This is a genomic window from Bradyrhizobium sp. ISRA464, assembly GCF_029910095.1.
Classification (GTDB): Bacteria; Pseudomonadota; Alphaproteobacteria; order Rhizobiales; family Xanthobacteraceae; genus Bradyrhizobium.
Genome location: NZ_CP094526.1, coordinates 2,296,755 through 2,315,378, shown reverse-complemented (window position 1 = coordinate 2,315,378; position 18,624 = coordinate 2,296,755). Strand labels below are relative to the sequence as shown.

15 protein-coding genes are annotated in these 18,624 nt (G+C 61.2%); 6 read left to right on the top strand and 9 right to left on the bottom strand.

What is annotated here, in order from left to right:
* Positions 1-26: 26 nt before the first annotated feature.
* Positions 27-935 (top strand): helix-turn-helix transcriptional regulator, encoded by a 909-nt coding sequence (locus tag MTX19_RS10840; RefSeq protein WP_280985962.1) that lies wholly within the window; start codon positions 27-29, stop codon positions 933-935.
* Positions 936-1,037: 102 nt separating this feature from the next.
* Here the strand turns inward: MTX19_RS10840 and serA are convergent, their stop codons facing one another.
* The 4 genes from serA to MTX19_RS10820 all read right to left on the bottom strand — a co-directional run bounded on the left by serA (position 1,038) and on the right by MTX19_RS10820 (position 6,191).
* Entirely contained in the window at positions 1,038-2,294 is a 1,257-nt protein-coding gene (gene serA / locus MTX19_RS10835) for a phosphoglycerate dehydrogenase (protein ID WP_280983578.1), read from the bottom strand.
* 402 nt (positions 2,295-2,696) lie between these two features.
* Positions 2,697-3,002 carry a hypothetical protein gene (locus MTX19_RS10830; RefSeq protein WP_280983577.1) on the bottom strand — a complete coding sequence of 102 codons (306 nt, stop codon included), beginning with the start codon at positions 3,000-3,002 and terminating at the stop codon, positions 2,697-2,699.
* 1,105 nt (positions 3,003-4,107) lie between these two features.
* The gene (locus tag MTX19_RS10825) at positions 4,108-5,298 is read right to left on the bottom strand and encodes an IS91 family transposase (RefSeq protein WP_280979744.1); all 1,191 of its coding nucleotides are present in this window, start codon (positions 5,296-5,298) and stop codon (positions 4,108-4,110) included.
* A gap of 14 nt (positions 5,299-5,312) precedes the next feature.
* Positions 5,313-6,191, bottom strand: coding sequence for a tyrosine-type recombinase/integrase (locus MTX19_RS10820; RefSeq protein ID WP_280979743.1), 879 nt, complete (start codon positions 6,189-6,191; stop codon positions 5,313-5,315).
* Between the two features lie 448 nt (positions 6,192-6,639).
* Between MTX19_RS10820 and MTX19_RS10815 the strand changes: the two genes are divergently transcribed.
* From MTX19_RS10815 to MTX19_RS10800, 4 genes are all read left to right on the top strand, one after another.
* Positions 6,640-6,933, top strand: a complete 294-nt coding sequence (locus tag MTX19_RS10815; RefSeq protein WP_280985961.1) for a hypothetical protein — start codon at positions 6,640-6,642, stop codon at positions 6,931-6,933.
* A gap of 734 nt (positions 6,934-7,667) precedes the next feature.
* Complete coding sequence (locus MTX19_RS10810) at positions 7,668-8,648, top strand: catalase family peroxidase (RefSeq protein ID WP_280983575.1); 981 nt, start codon at positions 7,668-7,670, stop codon at positions 8,646-8,648.
* Between the two features lie 230 nt (positions 8,649-8,878).
* Positions 8,879-10,102, top strand: a complete 1,224-nt coding sequence (locus tag MTX19_RS10805; RefSeq protein WP_280985451.1) for an IS701 family transposase — start codon at positions 8,879-8,881, stop codon at positions 10,100-10,102.
* Positions 10,099-10,254, top strand: a complete 156-nt coding sequence (locus MTX19_RS10800) for a hypothetical protein (RefSeq protein ID WP_280978692.1) — start codon at positions 10,099-10,101, stop codon at positions 10,252-10,254. Before MTX19_RS10805 ends, MTX19_RS10800 begins: the two co-directional genes overlap by 4 nt.
* Positions 10,255-10,674: 420 nt before the next feature.
* Here MTX19_RS10800 and MTX19_RS10795 read toward each other — a convergent pair whose 3' ends face one another.
* The 4 genes from MTX19_RS10795 to MTX19_RS10780 all read right to left on the bottom strand — a co-directional run bounded on the left by MTX19_RS10795 (position 10,675) and on the right by MTX19_RS10780 (position 16,322).
* Positions 10,675-11,865 (bottom strand): IS91 family transposase, encoded by a 1,191-nt coding sequence (locus MTX19_RS10795; protein WP_280979744.1) that lies wholly within the window; start codon positions 11,863-11,865, stop codon positions 10,675-10,677.
* Between the two features lie 14 nt (positions 11,866-11,879).
* A complete protein-coding gene (locus tag MTX19_RS10790; RefSeq protein ID WP_280979743.1) occupies positions 11,880-12,758 on the bottom strand; it encodes a tyrosine-type recombinase/integrase in 879 nt (292 codons plus the stop codon).
* Positions 12,759-14,074: 1,316 nt separating this feature from the next.
* Positions 14,075-14,656, bottom strand: coding sequence for a MaoC/PaaZ C-terminal domain-containing protein (locus tag MTX19_RS10785; RefSeq protein ID WP_280983574.1), 582 nt, complete (start codon positions 14,654-14,656; stop codon positions 14,075-14,077).
* Positions 14,657-16,172: 1,516 nt separating this feature from the next.
* On the bottom strand, positions 16,173-16,322 hold the full coding sequence (locus tag MTX19_RS10780; protein ID WP_280983573.1) for a hypothetical protein: 150 nt from the start codon (positions 16,320-16,322) through the stop codon (positions 16,173-16,175).
* Between the two features lie 305 nt (positions 16,323-16,627).
* Between MTX19_RS10780 and MTX19_RS10775 the strand changes: the two genes are divergently transcribed.
* Positions 16,628-17,434: a hypothetical protein gene (locus tag MTX19_RS10775; RefSeq protein WP_280983572.1), complete on the top strand. Its 807-nt coding sequence runs from the start codon at positions 16,628-16,630 to the stop codon at positions 17,432-17,434.
* Positions 17,435-17,885: 451 nt separating this feature from the next.
* On the opposite strand, the gene MTX19_RS10770 is transcribed toward MTX19_RS10775, so the two are convergent.
* Positions 17,886-18,611, bottom strand: a complete 726-nt coding sequence (locus MTX19_RS10770) for a toll/interleukin-1 receptor domain-containing protein (protein ID WP_280983571.1) — start codon at positions 18,609-18,611, stop codon at positions 17,886-17,888.
* Positions 18,612-18,624: the final 13 nt, after the last annotated feature.

The following is an 18,624-nucleotide window of genomic DNA, read 5'->3' as shown; positions in this document are numbered from 1 at the left end:
GAAGACGGGCTGGCGAGCTTTCGGAGGTGCCACCCCTTGATTTCGATCGCTACCAAAGCGAAAAGCGGCTGTCTTTCGACGTTTTGCCAATTTATGTAGAATATCAGCCAATCGGAGACGGCATGTCATGGACCCCGATATCGGCTCCGCCGGACGCCCCGCCCCCGCGCCCGATTACGATGCGAGCCCAGTCGATCCCGCCACGGCACGAATTCCCGGAGCATGCGCATGAATGGCATCAGGTCGTCTATGCGGTCGACGGCGTGCTTATGGCAATCGCGGAGAACCGGTCCTTCGTCATCTCGCCGGAGCAAGCTGTCTGGTTGCCGAGTGGCATCCGCCATCGGGTAGGTTCGCTGCTGGGTGCCGAATTCCGCAGCCTCTGGATAGCCGTCGACTCCGGACGAAATCTGCCGTCAACTCCGACGGTGCTGGCCGTCTCACCTCTGTTGAAGGAGCTGATCGTCGAAGCGGCTGCCATCGAAGGACACAAAGACGACGACGGCTACACGGACCGCGTCACGACGCTCATCCTCGATCAGCTCGGCAGGGCTCGGGCGCTGACGGGAGGATTGCCGTGGCCGCGCGGCGAACGCTTGCTGCGTCTTTGCGAAGCGCTTTACGTCGATCCGGCGGACGCGCGAAGTTTGGACGATTGGGCCAAGTTGCTCGGCATGTCGTCGCGGACGCTCACGCGTCAGTTCGAAGCGGAGATGGGCTCGAGCCTCCGATCGTGGCGACGACGGGTACGGCTGCTGCGTGCAATCGAGCTGTTGAGAAGCGGCATGGGAGTGACCGAAGCAGCGATGCAACTGGGCTACGGCTCCGCGTCAGCTTTCATCTTCGCCTTCCGGACGGAGATGGGGTCCAGCCCCCACGCCTACACGCGAAACGCGACGAGCGCGCATTATGATGGCAGGCGCGCCGCCACATAATTGCTCCCCCACACAGTACGGCCGTCGGCTACCAATGCAGCGACCGGCGTCATGCCGCCGCGCAGATCGTTCTGCACCATAGCACCTGCTCCGCCGAATAGCTTATCGACTCTGCGGCCGGTTCTGGTCATACAGCACCCGCGCGCGGATAGTGCCGCGAACGGCTTTCAGCTCGGCCAAGAGTTCCTCGCCCTCGCCGCCGACAACGTCGGTCTCGAGCACGACGTAGCCGACTTCCGGATCGGTCTGCAGGTATTGCGCCAGGATGTTGATCCCGTGCCGAGAGACCGCGTCGTTGACCTGACGCATTACGCCGGGATTGTTGCGGTGAACATGGATGAAGCGGGTGCCGGTCGGCCGCGCCGGCAATTGCACCTGCGGAAAATTGACCGCGCCGAAGGTCGAGCCGACATCGGAATAATCGATCAGCTTGCGGGCTACCTCGCCGCCGATGCGGTCCTGCGCTTCTTCCGTCGAACCGCCGACATGTGGCGTGAGAATCACATTGGACAAGCCTTGCAACGGCGATACGAAGCGGTCTTCGTTCGATGTCGGTTCGACTGGAAACACGTCGACCGCGGCTCCTGCCAGCCGGCCGTCACGCAAGGCGCTCGCCAGTGCATCGAGGTCGACCACGGTGCCGCGCGAGTTGTTGATCAGATAGGCCTCGGGCTTCATCAGCTGAAGCTGAGCCGCGCCAATCATATTGGCGGTAGCTGGCGTCTCCGGCACATGCAGCGATACGACGTCACTCGCCGCGAGCAAGTCGTCAAGCGTGTCGGTCGGCTCGGTATTACCGTGACGCAGCTTATCGGTCTGATCGAAATAGATCACGCGCATGCCCATGGCTTCCGCGAGGTTCGATAGTTGCGAGCCGATGTTACCGTAGCCGACGATGCCCAGCGTCTTGCCGCGCACCTCGCGGCTGCCTTCGGCAGACTTGTCCCAGCCGCCAGCATGTGCGGAGATCGAACGCGGAAATATCCGGCGGAACAGCATCACGACCTCGGCGATGGTCAGTTCAGCCACGCTGCGAGTGTTGGAGTATGGCGCGTTGAATACAGGAATCCCAAGTTTTCGCGCGGCGTCGAGATCGACTTGATTGGTGCCGACTGAAAAGCAGCCGACAACGAGCAGGCGATCGGCGGTTTCCAAGATTTCCGCGGTGAGCTGTGTCCGCGAGCGAATTCCCAACATGTGGATGCCAGAAAGAGCTCGCTTGAGTTCTCCAGGTCCCAGCGCCTTGGGCAGGCGTTGCAGCTCGGTATAGCCATTGGCTTCGAACATCCGGGCCGCAGAATCGTTCACGCCCTCCAGCAGCAGGACGCGAATCTTCGTTTTGGGAAGCGATAACATCATCGAGATCCACTTTTGTAAGCTCGGGGGTAGGCTCTCGCACGAGCGCAATTTCGACCAGTCACGTGATAATATAGAGGGCGATTGCGTCAGGCGCCTACGGAAAACGCCTCTTGTCGCGGCATATCTGACAAAATTAGTGGGAAGCGTGTGCCCCGCCCCCAGAAAAAGACAAAATCGGATACCTGGGCGGACTGAACGTATGTTTGCTAGTCAGGCCACCTTGGACGCCCCTGGACTGGTCCGTGATATCAAACCGGCCGGCCATCTGAATCACGACGCTTCCTCTCGAGTGCGCCCCTCTGACATATCTCCTACCCAATTTAATTGGCACGAGGTCCAGGGAACGCCGCCATTGATTGCAACGTTCAACAGCGCCTCTTTGCGGTGCACGAGCAGCAGGAACTATTTGAAGGCCTCGGCAAGTGATCGCGGACTGAGCTTCAGGCTGCGATTGGCGTCGTCCCTGTCCAGCGTGAGGAATTCGTCCCGCGCGGGCGCGTTGTAGTCGCGTGTCTTGCCGTTGAACAGCTTGACCGAAACGAGGTAGCTCTGAACCGCGTCGGGCAGCTGCATGACCTTGCTGTCGCCCCACGAGAGCTGCCCATCGAACAGAACTCCGGGCGTCGGCTTCGAGACTGACCTGGTCTCGTTCCACTCGACATGGCCATTGGCCCAGCCGCGAGCATCGTATGAGATGACCGTCCCCATGATCTTTTCGCAGTTGCCGCTGTTGTGCCCGACCGCGTAGACCTGAAAGCCCCTTGGCGTCACGCTCCGCAACTCGCTGCGCTCGCCGCTTTGTCGTACCTGGCGGTCCGGTGATTGATATCCCCCTGCTGGGGCAATCTGACCGCCGACGCCTTGACCGTGCCGAACGTGTCGCCGATGACTCCGATTGAGCTCAAGCCGTTGTCACGTCGGCTGTCAGGGGTAAACTGGACATCGGTCCGCGCTCGCCTCCACCGCCGCTTGTGAACCCATAGCGGTCCGCAGCCACAACGCGGCATCACGATGCGCGGTTTTGTCCCGGCGTTACGCTTCACCTCCGCGTCCGTCAGGGGACGATCACCACTTCCCCCGGAATGCGATCTGTTTGGCGTGACCGCTGTTCACCACCAGTATGGCCACCGCCACCCCTCATAGAGGCGCCACGACGACACCAGGGGCGGGCCGTATGGATCGACCCGGTCGTCTTCAGGGCGATAACGATATCGTGGAACAATATAATAATCCCACGGAGTTGGCCTTATCACGGGCACCGGGATAACAACCCTCCTTGGTTCATGAACGACCTGTGCCTTCCGCGCCCGGGCTTCAGCACCAGACGTCCCGAGGTTACACAGCACCAGGGCCGCTCCGAGAGCGCACGCGACGGTCATTATCCTCATGCATCGGCCTCCTTGCCTGAGAGTGCAAAAGGACTCAAAGCAAGGCAAGCTAATTCGCTCTCGATTGGCTTGAATGACCGCTTATGTGAAGGGTTTCGGATGCCGGCCGTTTGAGGGACAGCGCCGCGCATTCGGCGGCCGGCGTCCGAAAGCCTCCAAGGGAGGAAACCGCGGGTAAGGGAACGTAAGGCTGTGCGGCCGGGACTATGGGGATTTGAGCGCCGCGGGCGAGATGGCTGATTTGAATCGAGCCGATGCAGCGGGTTGTTCGACGGTTGAGCGGCTGACGAACGGGCCACGGGTGGCATCGAACTCCATAATTTGTCCGTCGATTTGCGACGGCTGGGGGAAATCTGAGCGCGCTCTGCCGTGGCCGGTCGAGAGCCAGCGGGCACGACGAGCAGATTTGCAGGATTGAGACGTGATCATGAGGTGTCGATCCTGATGCGGTTCATTGGAGCTGTCGGCCGATGCCGCGGCGTTGCACCGCGCGCGAAAACCTCGATGACGATCATGCAGCCGCCACAGCATGGACAGCTCGGCTTGCTGGGATCGGCGGTAGGCTGGCCTTCAGGTTTTGCAGCGGCGAGCAGCTCACGGGCGCGTGCGACGTTGGCGGCACAAGCGCCTTTGGCGAACAGGCCGTAGTGGCGGATGCGATGCAAGCCTTTTGGCAGCACGTGGATGAGGAAGCGGCGGATGAACTCATCTGTGGCGAGCGTCATCTGCTTGTATCGATCGCGGCCCTCGATGCGGTAGTCCTTCCACTTGAAGGTGACGCCGCCCTCGTCGCAGGCGATCAATCGGCTGTTGGCGATGGCCACGCGATGGGTGTAGCGCGACAGATAGGCCGGCACCGCCTCAGGGCCGCCGAACGGCCGCTTTGAATAGACGACCCACTCGGCCGTGCGCAGCGGGGCGAGATGAGTCGCGAAGGATTGCGCCTCGGCGAGATGGGCGTGGTCGCCGAAGAAGCTGAGGCGGCCGGCTTGGTGGGCGGCGACAAGCTTCTCCAGGAACAGTCGCCGGAACAGGCGGGAGAGCACGCGCACGGACAGGAAGAAGCCCGGCCGGCACGACACCCAGCGCTGGCCGTCGGACGAGATGCCGCCGCCCGGCACGATCATGTGCACGTGGGGGTGATGGGTCAGCGCCGAACCCCAGGTGTGCAGCACGGAGGTGACGCCGATCCGCCCACCCAGATGCTTCGGATCGGCGGCGATCGTCAGCATGGTCTCGGCCGAGACCTTGAACAGCAGATCGTAGACCACGGCCTTGTTCTGGTAGGCGATGTCGGCGATGGCCGCCGGCAGCGTGAACACGACGTGATAGTACGGCACCGGCAACAGCTCGGCCTCGCGGTCGGCAAGCCAGTCCTTCGCGGCGGCGCCCTGGCACTTCGGGCAGTGCCGGTTGCGGCAGGAGTTGTAGGCGATCGTGGTATAAGCGCAGTCCGCGCAGCGCGCGACGTGGCCCCCGAGGGCCGCCGTGCGGCAGCGCTCGATCGCCGACATCACCTTCATCTGGTCGAGGCTGATATGACCGGCATGGGCTTGACGCCATGCTAGGCCATGGCTGCGGAAGATATCCGCAACCTCCAAAGCCGGGCGCGACATGCGCGGCCTGCGCGTCAGGCAGGCGGCTCGTCTCGCTTGGCGCGGAGCGGGGTGAGGTGATCCAGCGGGCTCATGACCTCGCGGATGGTGTTGGTGGCGACGCGGGTATAGAGCGCCGTGGTCTCGAGCTTGGCGTGGCCCAACAGGACCTGGATCACCCGAATATCAATGTTCTGCTCGAGCAGGTGGGTCGCGAAGCTGTGGCGCAGGGTGTGCGGCGTCACCCGCTTGGCGATCTCGGCCATGTGGGCCGCCGCGTGGCAGGCGCGCGTGAGCTGGCGCGTCGTCATCGGGCTGGCCGGCTTCAGTCCCGGAAACAGCCAGCCCTGCGGGCGGGAAATGCGGTACCAATCGCGCAGAAGTTCGAGCAGCACAGGGGAAAGCATCGCGTGGCGATCCTTGCGGCCTTTGCCCTGCTCGACGCGCAGCATCATGCGTTCGGAATCGATGTCGGATACCTTCAACGCGACGACCTCAGAGACACGCAACCCTGCACCGTAAGCGACACTGAGCGCCGCCTTGTATTTGATGCTCGGCGCCGCCTCCAGAAAGCGCGCAACCTCTTCCGGGCTGAGAACAACCGGAACCTTGCGTGGCTCGTGCATGAACGACAGGTGCTTGGCAAGCTCGGGCCGATCGAGCGTCACATTGAAGAAGAACCGCAGCGCCGAGACGGTGGCGTTGATCTTTGGCGCGCCGGCGCCGTTCGACGCCAGATGCAGCCGAAAGCCGCGCACGTCCTCCGACTGGGCCAGGTCGGGCGAGCGGCCGAGGAATACCGCGAAGTCCTTGACCCTTTGCACGTAGTCGTGTTGGGTCTTGGGCGCGAACTTGCGGATCGCCATGTCTTCGATCATGCGCTGGCGCAACGGACTGATGGCCTGCTTGGTCATTGGGGATGCTCCTGTTTTGAGTGAAGGTTGCGAACCCCTCATCTCAAAACAGGACGCCCCGTCGCGCTATCGTCTTGGCTGCGTCGCCAGCCCCAGCGCCCTACCGCGCGAGCGGTTTAGTCCTGTGGCCCTTCGCGTCGTTTCGCGGGCGTGCAACAACTGGGTCGCTTTTAGGTCAGAGCGGACATCGAATGGCGGGCAGAACCGGCTGGCTCAGTCGAGAATGACCCATTGCTGGCATCCTCAATTTGGATCAAGTCCGCTCTCGTGCGTAATCGAGACGGTCTCGCCTGGACCGAGCACCCCTGGCATCGGAAGCCCGCGCACAAGGGGGTCCGGCGTCGAGACCGGCGCGATCTCCTTGGGGGCCGATCAGTGCGTCCCTTGAGTGTCGGGAACTTAGGGGTGAACTCGGAGTTTCCCATCAGTTTCCCAGCTGGAGGGTGCCATGCGAAGAACGATTTTGGTTCTGACAGTCATTTTTTGTGCGCCGACGACAGTGATGGCGTTGACAGCCGGGCGGGCGCTAGTCGGAGACTCTGAATTGGGAGCTGCAGGCGTTGCTATCCAGCAAGGCCAAATCGCTCCCGGCGGCATCGCCGGAAGTGGCCACCAGGGCTTCTCGGGACGAAATGTGATCCTCGCCAAGGGCGACAAATCTGGAACCGGGCCTGGTGCTGGCGGCCACAAGGGCGCCCACAAGGCTGAGCGCAAGGGCGGCCAGAAGCATGAAAAAAAATGAGCGTATCCGCGCAGCCACAAAGCATCGCGCAGCCCGCAAAGCATGAAACGGCACAGAGAAACGCTAGCGGCGGCTCCGAGCCTCGCACCTTCTGCGGTGCTTGACCCGTCGCGTTGCGGGTACCTGTTTGTACAGCTAATCTGCCTTTGAGAACGGCTGGCGAGGCGGGCCTGCGCAGCCTCGCGGTTAAGCTCCCGACCGACCTGCCCGAATTCAAAGCTCGCGCGAGCCCCTGTTACGCTCGCGCTCGTCTCTCTGGCTGCCGCGCCGGGCCTAGCCGATTGAAGCTTTCCATAACGCTGCCGTGTGGTCCAGCATTCCTTCAAATCATCGAAGGTGCGCTTGTCCGGCGTTTAATTAGAGCCGCAACCACCAACACAAGCGCCACAACAATCAATAGCCCGAACAAGCCCATGCCCCACATCATTCCGTTCATGTCATCATATCGTTCATCATTAGCTGCCCGAAGTTCTCTTCGACCATCGGCACGTCCGCTCGTCGGGCTAAAGGGGAAGCCGCCTAGTCGGTCGCTATAGGCGGCTTTTTGACCCTGAGCAGTCAATTGGCTTACTCAGGCGAACGTTAGTTCTTGATGAAAGAATCTAGCCCGCGTGAACAGCGCCCCCGCCAAGCATGGAAGTGCGCGCGCGACCACTGACTCATACCGAGACTGAACTCGCACATAGCCCGTCTTTTTGATGCTATACTGCTTGCGCCTTACATAGGAGGCGCCCATGAAAAACTGCAAAGTCGTTGCTGCGCTGGTTGGGTTAGGTTTGGCCTTACCCGTCGGTGCACTGGCGCAGGACCAGCCCCTCGCGGAACAGCTCGTCAATGCAATGAATAAGGTATTCGGGGTGCATCCCGGATTCCGTGCTAATCATGCCAAAGGCATTGCGGTCGAGGGTAGTTTCAAGGCATCCGCGGAAGCCGCTGGGCTAAGCCGAGCGGCCCTGTTCAGCGGTGCCACGATCCCGGTGACGGTGCGCTTCTCGGACTCGACGGGCGTACCGAACCTACCGGATGGGTCCGAAAATGCCAATCCGCACGGGATGGCAGTGAAGTTCCATCTGCCGGACGGCAGCGACACGGACATTGTGATCAATTCTTTCAAGTTCTTCCCTGTGTCTACGGGCGAAGAGTTTCGCGACCTGCTATTGGCGCTGGCGGACAGCCCGCCGAATGCTATCAAGCCGACGAAATTCGAACAGTTCGCGGCGAGCCATCCTTCGGTTCCTGCCGCTTTCAGCGCTGTGGCTACGCCAGACAGCTTCGCCGACGAAGAATACTACGGCATTGATGCGTTCGTTTTCGTCAACAAAGCGGGTGGGAGGCAGGCAGTCCGGTATCAGATGCTGCCTGAGAAGGTCGTTCATCTGGATAAATCTGACGCGGCCAAACGGACACCGGACTTCTTGATGGAGGAGTTGCCAGAACGTCTGAAGCGGGGGCCGGCTACGTTTCACTTCAAGGCACAACTCGCTGCGGCGGACGACTCCACGAAAGATCCGACAAAACGCTGGCCCGAGAATCGTAAGGTGGTAGAGCTTGGAGTGCTGACGATCGACAGGGCAGCGGAGAACAGTGCTGAGGTCCAGAAAAGATTGCTGTTTCTACCGGGTCAGCTCACCGATGGAATCGAGCAGTCCGATGATCCGCTGATCGATATCCGCGACGCTGCATATGCTGTTTCGTTCTCGCGGCGTAATCCTTGACCGTCGGGGTATGCCGCCGTCAGAACTGTGGAAATGATCGCCCGGCCGGGCCAGCACTCGCTCGCCGCTACGGTATTCCTGCCGTGCATCAATCGCGCGAATTCGCCCTCGCTGTCTCTTGAGCTATGAGGATAGCGTGATCGTATCACATACTCAGGCTGGCGCTTAGGCCGCCAAGGCTCTAGCATTACAGTTGCATCTTCCTGAAGGTTCTGAATCTATGGGCGACCATGATTCGGGATCTGATGATTGGTGGCGCGTCGGTTGAGGATACGCTGACGCTGTGGGCTTCGTCGTTGCGAGATGCCAAGCAACGCATCCGTCCGCTGTTTACGCAAGAGCGGGTCGCGGCCTCGGCGGGGCAATTTCTCGACGGACTGTTGGGCAACGAGCCGCGCAAGACGGGTTGGATGCGGGCGGAAGCGGCTGGCGATCCAGGCCCGTGGCGCCAGCAGGCGATTCTGGGTCGGGGGCAGTGGGATGCCGACGCGCTGCGCGATATTGTACGTGAGTACGCGCTGGAAACGCTGGGTGACGAGGACGCGGTTCTGGTCATCGATGAGACCGGCTTTTTGAAACAGGGCAAGGCCTCGTGTGGGGTCGCGCGCCAGTACACTGGCTCGGCGGGCAAGATCACCAATTGCCAGATCGGAGTGTTTGCCTCCTATGTGTCGCGGCATGGCCATGCCTTCATCGATCGGGCGCTCTACCTGCCAAAGGAATGGACGGACGAACCCGCTCGCCTGAAGGCCGCACATGTCCCGAGCGATGTGAGCTTTGCGACGAAGCCCCGGATCGCGCATCAAATGATCGCTCGCGCGATCGCCGCAAAGGTGCCGTTCTCGTTCGTAGCAGCGGACAGCGTGTATGGCACGGGAGCGATCGAAACCCTGCTGCGCAAGGCGGGCAAAGGCTATGTTCTGGGGGTTGCTTCCAATCACGTGTTCTATTCCTGGGGCAAGCAGCAGCCTGTCGCCGGCACTGCCTCTACGATCGCGCAGAGCCTTCCCAAGAAGGCCTGGCGCCGCCTGCCGTCCGGCGAAGGAACCAAAGGTCCGCGCTGGCACGACTGGGCCTATCTTGAGCTGGCCGATCTCGACGCCGGCGAATACAACGACGACCTTGCCGGGGAATGGACCCGAGGTCTTCTGATCCGCCGCAATATTGCCGACAACAGCTTAGCCTTCTTCTCCACATGGTGCCCCAAGGGCACGTCCATGCAGAAGCTGGTATCCGTGGAAGGCCATCGCTGGGCCATCGAAGACAGCTTCGAAACCGCCAAGAACGAGCTCGGTCTTGATCACAACGAAACCCGCTCCTGGCATGGCTGGCATCGCCATGTCTCACTGGTCATGCTTGCCTTCGCCACGATGGCCGTCATCCGTCATCGGGCCAACACCGGAGCATTGCTTAAAAAAACGCGACCGCGGCCCCGACCGAAGCATCGTTCTTGATCCGCTGGTCGATCCAGGAAATCCGCCGCATCGCCATGAAGCTCGCCCAGCGGCGCATCCCGCATGCCCACATCCTCGCATGGTCATCCTGGCGCAGGGCTCATCAAGCCAACGCGCGCAAAGCGCATCTCAAGCAAAAATTACAACTGTAATGCTAGGAATCGCGGTGCCGCTCTCATTGACCCGGCACGCCGACGAGGTGATCGAATAGGTAGAACGCACGTCGGCTTTTGTGAAGGGTTTCGGATGCCGGCCGTTTGAGGGACAGCGCCGCGCATTCGGCGGCCGGCGTCCGAAAGCCTCCAAGGGAGGAAACCGCGGGTAAGGGAACGTAAGGCTGTGCGGCCGGGACTATGGGGATTTGAGCGCCGCGGGCGAGATGGCTGATTTGAATCGAGCCGATGCAGCGGGTTGTTCGACGGTTGAGCGGCTGACGAACGGGCCACGGGTGGCATCGAACTCCATAATTTGTCCGTCGATTTGCGACGGCTGGGGGAAATCTGAGCGCGCTCTGCCGTGGCCGGTCGAGAGCCAGCGGGCACGACGAGCAGATTTGCAGGATTGAGACGTGATCATGAGGTGTCGATCCTGATGCGGTTCATTGGAGCTGTCGGCCGATGCCGCGGCGTTGCACCGCGCGCGAAAACCTCGATGACGATCATGCAGCCGCCACAGCATGGACAGCTCGGCTTGCTGGGATCGGCGGTAGGCTGGCCTTCAGGTTTTGCAGCGGCGAGCAGCTCACGGGCGCGTGCGACGTTGGCGGCACAAGCGCCTTTGGCGAACAGGCCGTAGTGGCGGATGCGATGCAAGCCTTTTGGCAGCACGTGGATGAGGAAGCGGCGGATGAACTCATCTGTGGCGAGCGTCATCTGCTTGTATCGATCGCGGCCCTCGATGCGGTAGTCCTTCCACTTGAAGGTGACGCCGCCCTCGTCGCAGGCGATCAATCGGCTGTTGGCGATGGCCACGCGATGGGTGTAGCGCGACAGATAGGCCGGCACCGCCTCAGGGCCGCCGAACGGCCGCTTTGAATAGACGACCCACTCGGCCGTGCGCAGCGGGGCGAGATGAGTCGCGAAGGATTGCGCCTCGGCGAGATGGGCGTGGTCGCCGAAGAAGCTGAGGCGGCCGGCTTGGTGGGCGGCGACAAGCTTCTCCAGGAACAGTCGCCGGAACAGGCGGGAGAGCACGCGCACGGACAGGAAGAAGCCCGGCCGGCACGACACCCAGCGCTGGCCGTCGGACGAGATGCCGCCGCCCGGCACGATCATGTGCACGTGGGGGTGATGGGTCAGCGCCGAACCCCAGGTGTGCAGCACGGAGGTGACGCCGATCCGCCCACCCAGATGCTTCGGATCGGCGGCGATCGTCAGCATGGTCTCGGCCGAGACCTTGAACAGCAGATCGTAGACCACGGCCTTGTTCTGGTAGGCGATGTCGGCGATGGCCGCCGGCAGCGTGAACACGACGTGATAGTACGGCACCGGCAACAGCTCGGCCTCGCGGTCGGCAAGCCAGTCCTTCGCGGCGGCGCCCTGGCACTTCGGGCAGTGCCGGTTGCGGCAGGAGTTGTAGGCGATCGTGGTATAAGCGCAGTCCGCGCAGCGCGCGACGTGGCCCCCGAGGGCCGCCGTGCGGCAGCGCTCGATCGCCGACATCACCTTCATCTGGTCGAGGCTGATATGACCGGCATGGGCTTGACGCCATGCTAGGCCATGGCTGCGGAAGATATCCGCAACCTCCAAAGCCGGGCGCGACATGCGCGGCCTGCGCGTCAGGCAGGCGGCTCGTCTCGCTTGGCGCGGAGCGGGGTGAGGTGATCCAGCGGGCTCATGACCTCGCGGATGGTGTTGGTGGCGACGCGGGTATAGAGCGCCGTGGTCTCGAGCTTGGCGTGGCCCAACAGGACCTGGATCACCCGAATATCAATGTTCTGCTCGAGCAGGTGGGTCGCGAAGCTGTGGCGCAGGGTGTGCGGCGTCACCCGCTTGGCGATCTCGGCCATGTGGGCCGCCGCGTGGCAGGCGCGCGTGAGCTGGCGCGTCGTCATCGGGCTGGCCGGCTTCAGTCCCGGAAACAGCCAGCCCTGCGGGCGGGAAATGCGGTACCAATCGCGCAGAAGTTCGAGCAGCACAGGGGAAAGCATCGCGTGGCGATCCTTGCGGCCTTTGCCCTGCTCGACGCGCAGCATCATGCGTTCGGAATCGATGTCGGATACCTTCAACGCGACGACCTCAGAGACACGCAACCCTGCACCGTAAGCGACACTGAGCGCCGCCTTGTATTTGATGCTCGGCGCCGCCTCCAGAAAGCGCGCAACCTCTTCCGGGCTGAGAACAACCGGAACCTTGCGTGGCTCGTGCATGAACGACAGGTGCTTGGCAAGCTCGGGCCGATCGAGCGTCACATTGAAGAAGAACCGCAGCGCCGAGACGGTGGCGTTGATCTTTGGCGCGCCGGCGCCGTTCGACGCCAGATGCAGCCGAAAGCCGCGCACGTCCTCCGACTGGGCCAGGTCGGGCGAGCGGCCGAGGAATACCGCGAAGTCCTTGACCCTTTGCACGTAGTCGTGTTGGGTCTTGGGCGCGAACTTGCGGATCGCCATGTCTTCGATCATGCGCTGGCGCAACGGACTGATGGCCTGCTTGGTCATTGGGGATGCTCCTGTTTTGAGTGAAGGTTGCGAACCCCTCATCTCAAAACAGGACGCCCCGTCGCGCTATCGTCTTGGCTGCGTCGCCAGCCCCAGCGCCCTACCGCGCGAGCGGTTTAGTCCTATGGCCCATCGCGTCATTTGGCTGCGCTGCGGAATTTGGACGCTATCGGGGGATAGCGGACTCTGGCGAGCCGTTCGCCTGGGAGATTTACGGGTCCACGGCCTGGGAAGCCCGTCCGGGCAACTCGGTCAAAAACCTGTCAAGGTCTGGCGGCAGAAATATTTCTGTTTTCCAGAAATGCAACTCAGTGTATGAATGCGCCCGTCTCACCCGCCTGAGGGGCGCTTCGCGATCGTCACGAGTGTTGGGTTGGGATGCGGTGGACGCTGACTGTGCAACTGACGAGTGCGCATGAGGCGGACGGTGAAGTCGTGCAGGCCTGACGCCCTAGTTGTGAGCTTTCAGGAGGTTGTCCATCTGGTCTGAACCGAGGAAGCTGAGGTTGCGAAGCTTCAGTGTTCCCCGGGGAGACCAGATGAACATCCACAAGAATGCGCCTCTGACGCCGAAAGGTCGAGAGGGGGCGAAACGAAGATGCAAACCTCGGACGATTCACGTCGCGAGAATGCAGGTGCATGCCCCACAAACAACGTCAGTCCCCCAGAGAGCTGCGCGCTCAACGCCATCCCGCGTCGACTGCCGCCTTGTATCTCGATGGCCGGCTAGGCACTGCTCACGATAAAGGAACCGAGCGGCCGCGATTCGCGCACGACCGCCGCCCCGGAAGCTGATATGACATTGGGGTGAAGCAGGCGTTGCCGGTTGACTTGGGAACCGCCAGCAATCAGAAAACGCCTGAAAAATGAATGGTCGGAGTGGCAGGATTCGAACCTGCGACCCCTGCGTCCCGAACGCAGTGAGTATCTTCTAAGGTATTGATATTTCTTGACGTGACAGTCGTTTCCGTCCCGTTTTGTTCACGGTCGTTTCACCCAATTCGTTGCGATTTCGTTGCGGCGTTCTTGAAGAAGAACGGAGCTCGGTGACGGTGGGCATCGTTGACTGAGCGGCGGGATCTACAGCCGAGGTTAACTGACCAGAAGGACCACCCTCGCGTGACTAATTGGTACGCTGGGGGCCGCGCGCCGTTTTCGCTGCTGTATCGGTGTTTGAGTCAGTGGTCCGCTGCACGCGCCACTATCGCCGGAGGCCTTCTTCGAAGCGGGCCTAACTTGCTCGGCACCCTTCATGGGCTTGCGAGGCCGCGGAGTAGGCAGCACCCGATTCATGCGACTAGTTGATTTGATAATTTTCAGGTAGCTGGGAAAAGCGTCGATTTCTTCTGCAGAGATCCTGGCTTTCGCAGCGCCAGTGCCGCATTGACCGAATGCGTTTGCATCAGTCGAAAAAACATCGGTGCGCGTGACGTCAACGCTCGTTCTCCCGAGTTCGGTTCGAGATCGCATAATGCGTCAATCTGCACGAAGCCGTGTCGCTGTTCCACCAGGGTCAATCGCGCCAGTAGTCGAAATATATCGCCCGGACGCACCGGATGGCGAAATCGAACCGCACGGAGAGCCGCCGCACGGCTTTGCGCAGCACCTATGACGACATATGCCTCCCGCAAAAGAGCCAGCACGAGCGCCAGGAGCAATTGGCCGGGCGCGATCGTCGCACCTCCGTCCAGTTCGCACCAGGCACGCTCCGTATCGGTATGAACCCGGTTCCGATCACCTGTCAGCGCGACGAAACGGTCGACCTCATCCTGCGTGATCGATCGCCAGCGGCGGGGAGCGAGTTCGGTGCCCACGAAGGCGGCAAGATCGATCGCCCGCGCAACGCGAAGTGCGGTCGCCTGCGTCGGAGATTCGGGGTCTGGCGGCATTTGAATCATCGCGGCCCGTCCTTCTCCTCAGATCGTCGCAAGTAGGGCGCTGCCGAGCCCGCCCGCGGCCGCGATCGCCGCCAGCCCAATCGCACCGGATGATTCCGATTGCATTTCATAGGCGCACGGCCAGGATCGCGCCCGATGCACCGATCGGTTGTCCGTGCGAGTCCGCCGCCGCCACGGTTGAGCGCCGATTCCTGCACCCCGATGCCTTCGACGCAGGCAATCGCTTGAGCGGCAAATGCCTCCATAACCTCGACCACCGCAATCTGCGTCGCCGCGATCCCTTGCGCTGCAAGGAGGCTCTTTGCCGCCGCAATCGGCGCCGCGCCGGGCATGGCCGAGTCGCCGCCGCAGCGGGTCACCGATATGATCCGCAATGGCCGACTCGCGTTGAGCCGTCGGGCCATCATCTCGGAGGCCACCAGCAGGGCCGCTGCCGCGTCGCTTCGACCGCCATCGTCGCGCGCGTCACGCCGAACGCATTGTCGCCCGCAAGCGGTGCAAGACGTGTGCAGGTCGCCCCGTCAGGGCGCGAGGAAAAGTATCCTGCGACAGGTCGGCGAGCGGCGTGATCTCCTTCCAGGCCTCCTCGCGCGCGCCACCGCGTCATCAGGACGGGCACGAAACGCAGAATACGCATCGTTTACCTACGTCTTTCGCAGCGTCCGCGCTGCTGCTTCTCATTGCTACTCGACGCTGCCCCGCAAAAAGCTGAACCCACCGGAGGCCTCCAGCGGGTTCGTTTGGCTCGATGATACTCCGGTCAGTGCACTAGAGCGTGCGCAATGATGGCCGCTGCTAATGCGAGATTACCAACGTCCACCCGGATATTGAGGGTGGTAGTCATTGAGTTCTATCCTTTCGATTTGTAGGGCCGCTGCAGTAGCCCGAAGTAATCGAAGGTGACATCACCTGGTTCAACGCGGAGCCGTTTTTCCCGATCTGCCGCTAGCGCATGCATTCGCCTGTGCGGCTCTGGCGCCCATTGTGCTCAGGGGCGGTCCGCCGCTTTATCACAAGCGAATTGGCCGCTCCACTCGAAAATGCGTCTGTAGACCTACCGTCACAGGGCCGACCATCGGCGACCTTCCCCCCAAGCCTGCCGGCCCTAATCCATGCGCTCCGCGATAAGGTCATTGGTTTTATTGACCCCAGTCGGCAGGCCAGTATACCGAGCCAGCGTCTCGGCGTCGCCTAGGTGGTCCCGCTCCCTTCCTTGTCCCCTGTCAAAAGAACAGCTTGTCGCAGCCTCGGCGATAGCCCCAAGCGGGAATAAACGCCGGCAATAGGCCGGTTCTCCCTTATCAAGGACATGTGCGCGTCGCGTCCGCAAAAGCCACAGTAAGGGACAACGATTTGTCCCTTAAAGCGCGACACCGCTTGAAGGCCGATCACCAGCGCGTCAAAGTCCCCAGCACAGCAGGGTCGAGCTTCGCCAGGACGACATCCGGTCGAAACGAAAAGTTCGGCGGACTGCAGAGAAGCGGCCGAGCAGGTCATCCACGATCCCGCTTACTTCTTAGTCGCCTTTGATCTGATCGACTCTCTTGGCTTTGAGAAGCGCCTTAACCAGCGCTCGCTTGCCGTTGCGGACCCTCAGCGTGTTCTCGCCTTGCGGCGTGACGGTGTAGAGAACATCGGCGATCGTTCTCGACTTTTTGTAGTCCATGCCGCGGAGTGGGGATCTTGGGCGGATTGTCGTCTATGAAAAGGCCCGACTTCAGCGGTTCGATTTCCTTTGTGAATCCGACATAGAGCTGTTCGTCATGGGCGCGTGCCACGGCGAATAGAGGTGCGACCGTTGGCACAGGTTGCTCGCTGGTCTCCCGCCGAGAAAGAGCGGCGCTAGCGCCCCGCTTCATTCAAGCAGGCCGGGGATGGGAGAACGGTACCGCAAGGGTGCCGCGTCCGGCTTGAACATTTCCGGATGCAACTTTAGACATTGCTTTTGACCGACATTTCGATTGGCTTGTAATGGCAAAACGGCCCGCATTTCTCAAGGACAGCTCGCAGTTCGACATTACGCGCACTCAATTCCGTAAGATGCGCAAGGCCGACAAGCGGCAGGCTATGATCGACTGGTTTCGCCAGAACTACGAGGACCCGGCCGAGCGCACGTCCTACGTATCTGCCGAGGGCGGGTACCTGTGGAATCGTGGCGGTCCATACGACGCGACCGAAGAACTCTATGAAAAGTTTGACGGCATTGCACCGCAGGCTCTTATCGAAGAAGTGATCTTCGAGGTGCAGAGGGACGGCATTCTCGAATGGGCTCCGAACCACGATGATCACCAAGACGACTACGATGGACCGGAGGAGGCGCGACCTTCATTCGAAGACTTCAGCGACGACCCGAACGATCGGTACGGCTCGCAGCAAGACCTCGAAGCACGAGAGCGGGCTCGCTACGTTCTCAAAGAACTACTCGACATGTTGGACCTGCCGAGGCCGGTCGGCATGGGCCACAACAACCCGCCTGAAACGCTCGATGATACGGAGATCGTCGAAAGTTTGCGCGAGCCCGTGGCAGCGCTGCACGCCGAATTAGGCGAGCCGAACCCGTCTATCTCATTGATCAAGAAGGCCGGCGAAGCGCTAGCGAAGACCGCGCTCGCATCAATCAAGTGGGGTGGCAAGAAGATCGATCTCGCAATTGACATCTCAATTAAGACCGGCATTCCGGCCGTTGGCGCTGTTGTCGCCGCGACCTACAACGATCAAATTCACAAAGCGATCGATGTTGTGATCTCTTGGTTAAAGATCGTCGCGCAGATGCACTGATGCTTATCCGCATGCGCATATCGAGCGATCGTGTTATAGTTCCAGGCATGTCTCAAACGGCCAACGCTCGGGCAGCAGCTTGCCGCTTTCTCATTGAAGAAGTGCCGTAAGACTCTCCGCTCTAAGAAGCACAGTGGAGCGAACACATGAAGCTGGTTCGCGCGGCCGCGCTTGACAAGCGCTCGTAGTCAGCGCCGAACTTATCCACGCATTGACGAGCGTTCGTCGCATGAGAGAATGACCGCAGGTGAAGTGAAGCGGTCTGACACGTCCCGACTCGGGCTATCAGCTAACGAAAATCACGCGCCTCTTCATTACTAGCTCTTCAAATCATTGACTTACGAATAGCTGATGGGTGTTAACGGGGGAGTGTCGTGGCAGAGCCATTTAATGCAAGTTGGAGTAGGAAGCGGTACCCATAGCTTCGCAGAACGTATACTCTGCGCAGTCTTCACGCAGCAACAGGGACGGTGACGAGCTCGGCGAGCTTGGCTGCGACATCGGACATCGGCATTTCCGCAGTGTCGAGGCCGTTTCGCGAGGCGAGCATAGGACTTACGTCGCGGAGAGCTTCGTACGTCGTGTTATGCACGATGGGAACGAGCTGGTCACGCGCCAGGAGTACCGAAAGCTCCTTGTCTGCCACGCCCGCTGCTGGAAGGCGCTTCAACAGTGCAGGCGTCACCAACACAATCCCCATGCGCGACTTGGCCAAGCCCTTGTCGATGGCGCGCATGAATGGCTCGCCGAGACCGATGTCCGTCTCGCTGAACCAGACCGAGATATTACGTGCCAACAGTAGATCGTACAGCTCCTTAGCGGCTCTTTGCCGATCGTCCCAAGCATGGCACAGAAAGATCTGCCGGAGGTCTAGCATTGTCGCGCGCTTCTCGACCGTTTCGCGGATTGGCGTGAGCGCACGAACCTCCTCAGGCGTGTAAAGCTGAGACGAACCGGCTCCCGACCAGTGAGGCTTTGTGTTGCGACTGGACCGGCCGCTACTGCTTCGCTCACCGCCACTGCTCCAGGACGAGGAGTAGGACGGAGAGGAATAGGATGAGGGTGAGTACGAGCTGTAGCCGCTATAGCGACCACCATACCGGCTACCACATGCGGGGCATTCTGCTGCCGCGCTCGCTGTGCGATGGCCTCTTACTGGTGCTGTGCATCTAGCCATGTCGGTCTCCACT

Coding starts and splice junctions, on each gene's coding strand:
- serA (WP_280983578.1), bottom strand. CDS start 2,294: ATGATGTTATCGCTTCCCAAAACGAAGATTCGCGTCCTGCTGCTGGAG.
- MTX19_RS10830 (WP_280983577.1), bottom strand. CDS start 3,002: ATGGGGACGGTCATCTCATACGATGCTCGCGGCTGGGCCAATGGCCAT.
- MTX19_RS10825 (WP_280979744.1), bottom strand. CDS start 5,298: ATGTCGCGCCCGGCTTTGGAGGTTGCGGATATCTTCCGCAGCCATGGC.
- MTX19_RS10820 (WP_280979743.1), bottom strand. CDS start 6,191: ATGACCAAGCAGGCCATCAGTCCGTTGCGCCAGCGCATGATCGAAGAC.
- MTX19_RS10815 (WP_280985961.1), top strand. CDS start 6,640: ATGCGAAGAACGATTTTGGTTCTGACAGTCATTTTTTGTGCGCCGACG.
- MTX19_RS10810 (WP_280983575.1), top strand. CDS start 7,668: ATGAAAAACTGCAAAGTCGTTGCTGCGCTGGTTGGGTTAGGTTTGGCC.
- MTX19_RS10805 (WP_280985451.1), top strand. CDS start 8,879: ATGATTCGGGATCTGATGATTGGTGGCGCGTCGGTTGAGGATACGCTG.
- MTX19_RS10795 (WP_280979744.1), bottom strand. CDS start 11,865: ATGTCGCGCCCGGCTTTGGAGGTTGCGGATATCTTCCGCAGCCATGGC.
- MTX19_RS10790 (WP_280979743.1), bottom strand. CDS start 12,758: ATGACCAAGCAGGCCATCAGTCCGTTGCGCCAGCGCATGATCGAAGAC.
- MTX19_RS10785 (WP_280983574.1), bottom strand. CDS start 14,656: ATGATTCAAATGCCGCCAGACCCCGAATCTCCGACGCAGGCGACCGCA.
- MTX19_RS10780 (WP_280983573.1), bottom strand. CDS start 16,322: ATGGACTACAAAAAGTCGAGAACGATCGCCGATGTTCTCTACACCGTC.
- MTX19_RS10775 (WP_280983572.1), top strand. CDS start 16,628: ATGGCAAAACGGCCCGCATTTCTCAAGGACAGCTCGCAGTTCGACATT.
- MTX19_RS10770 (WP_280983571.1), bottom strand. CDS start 18,611: ATGGCTAGATGCACAGCACCAGTAAGAGGCCATCGCACAGCGAGCGCG.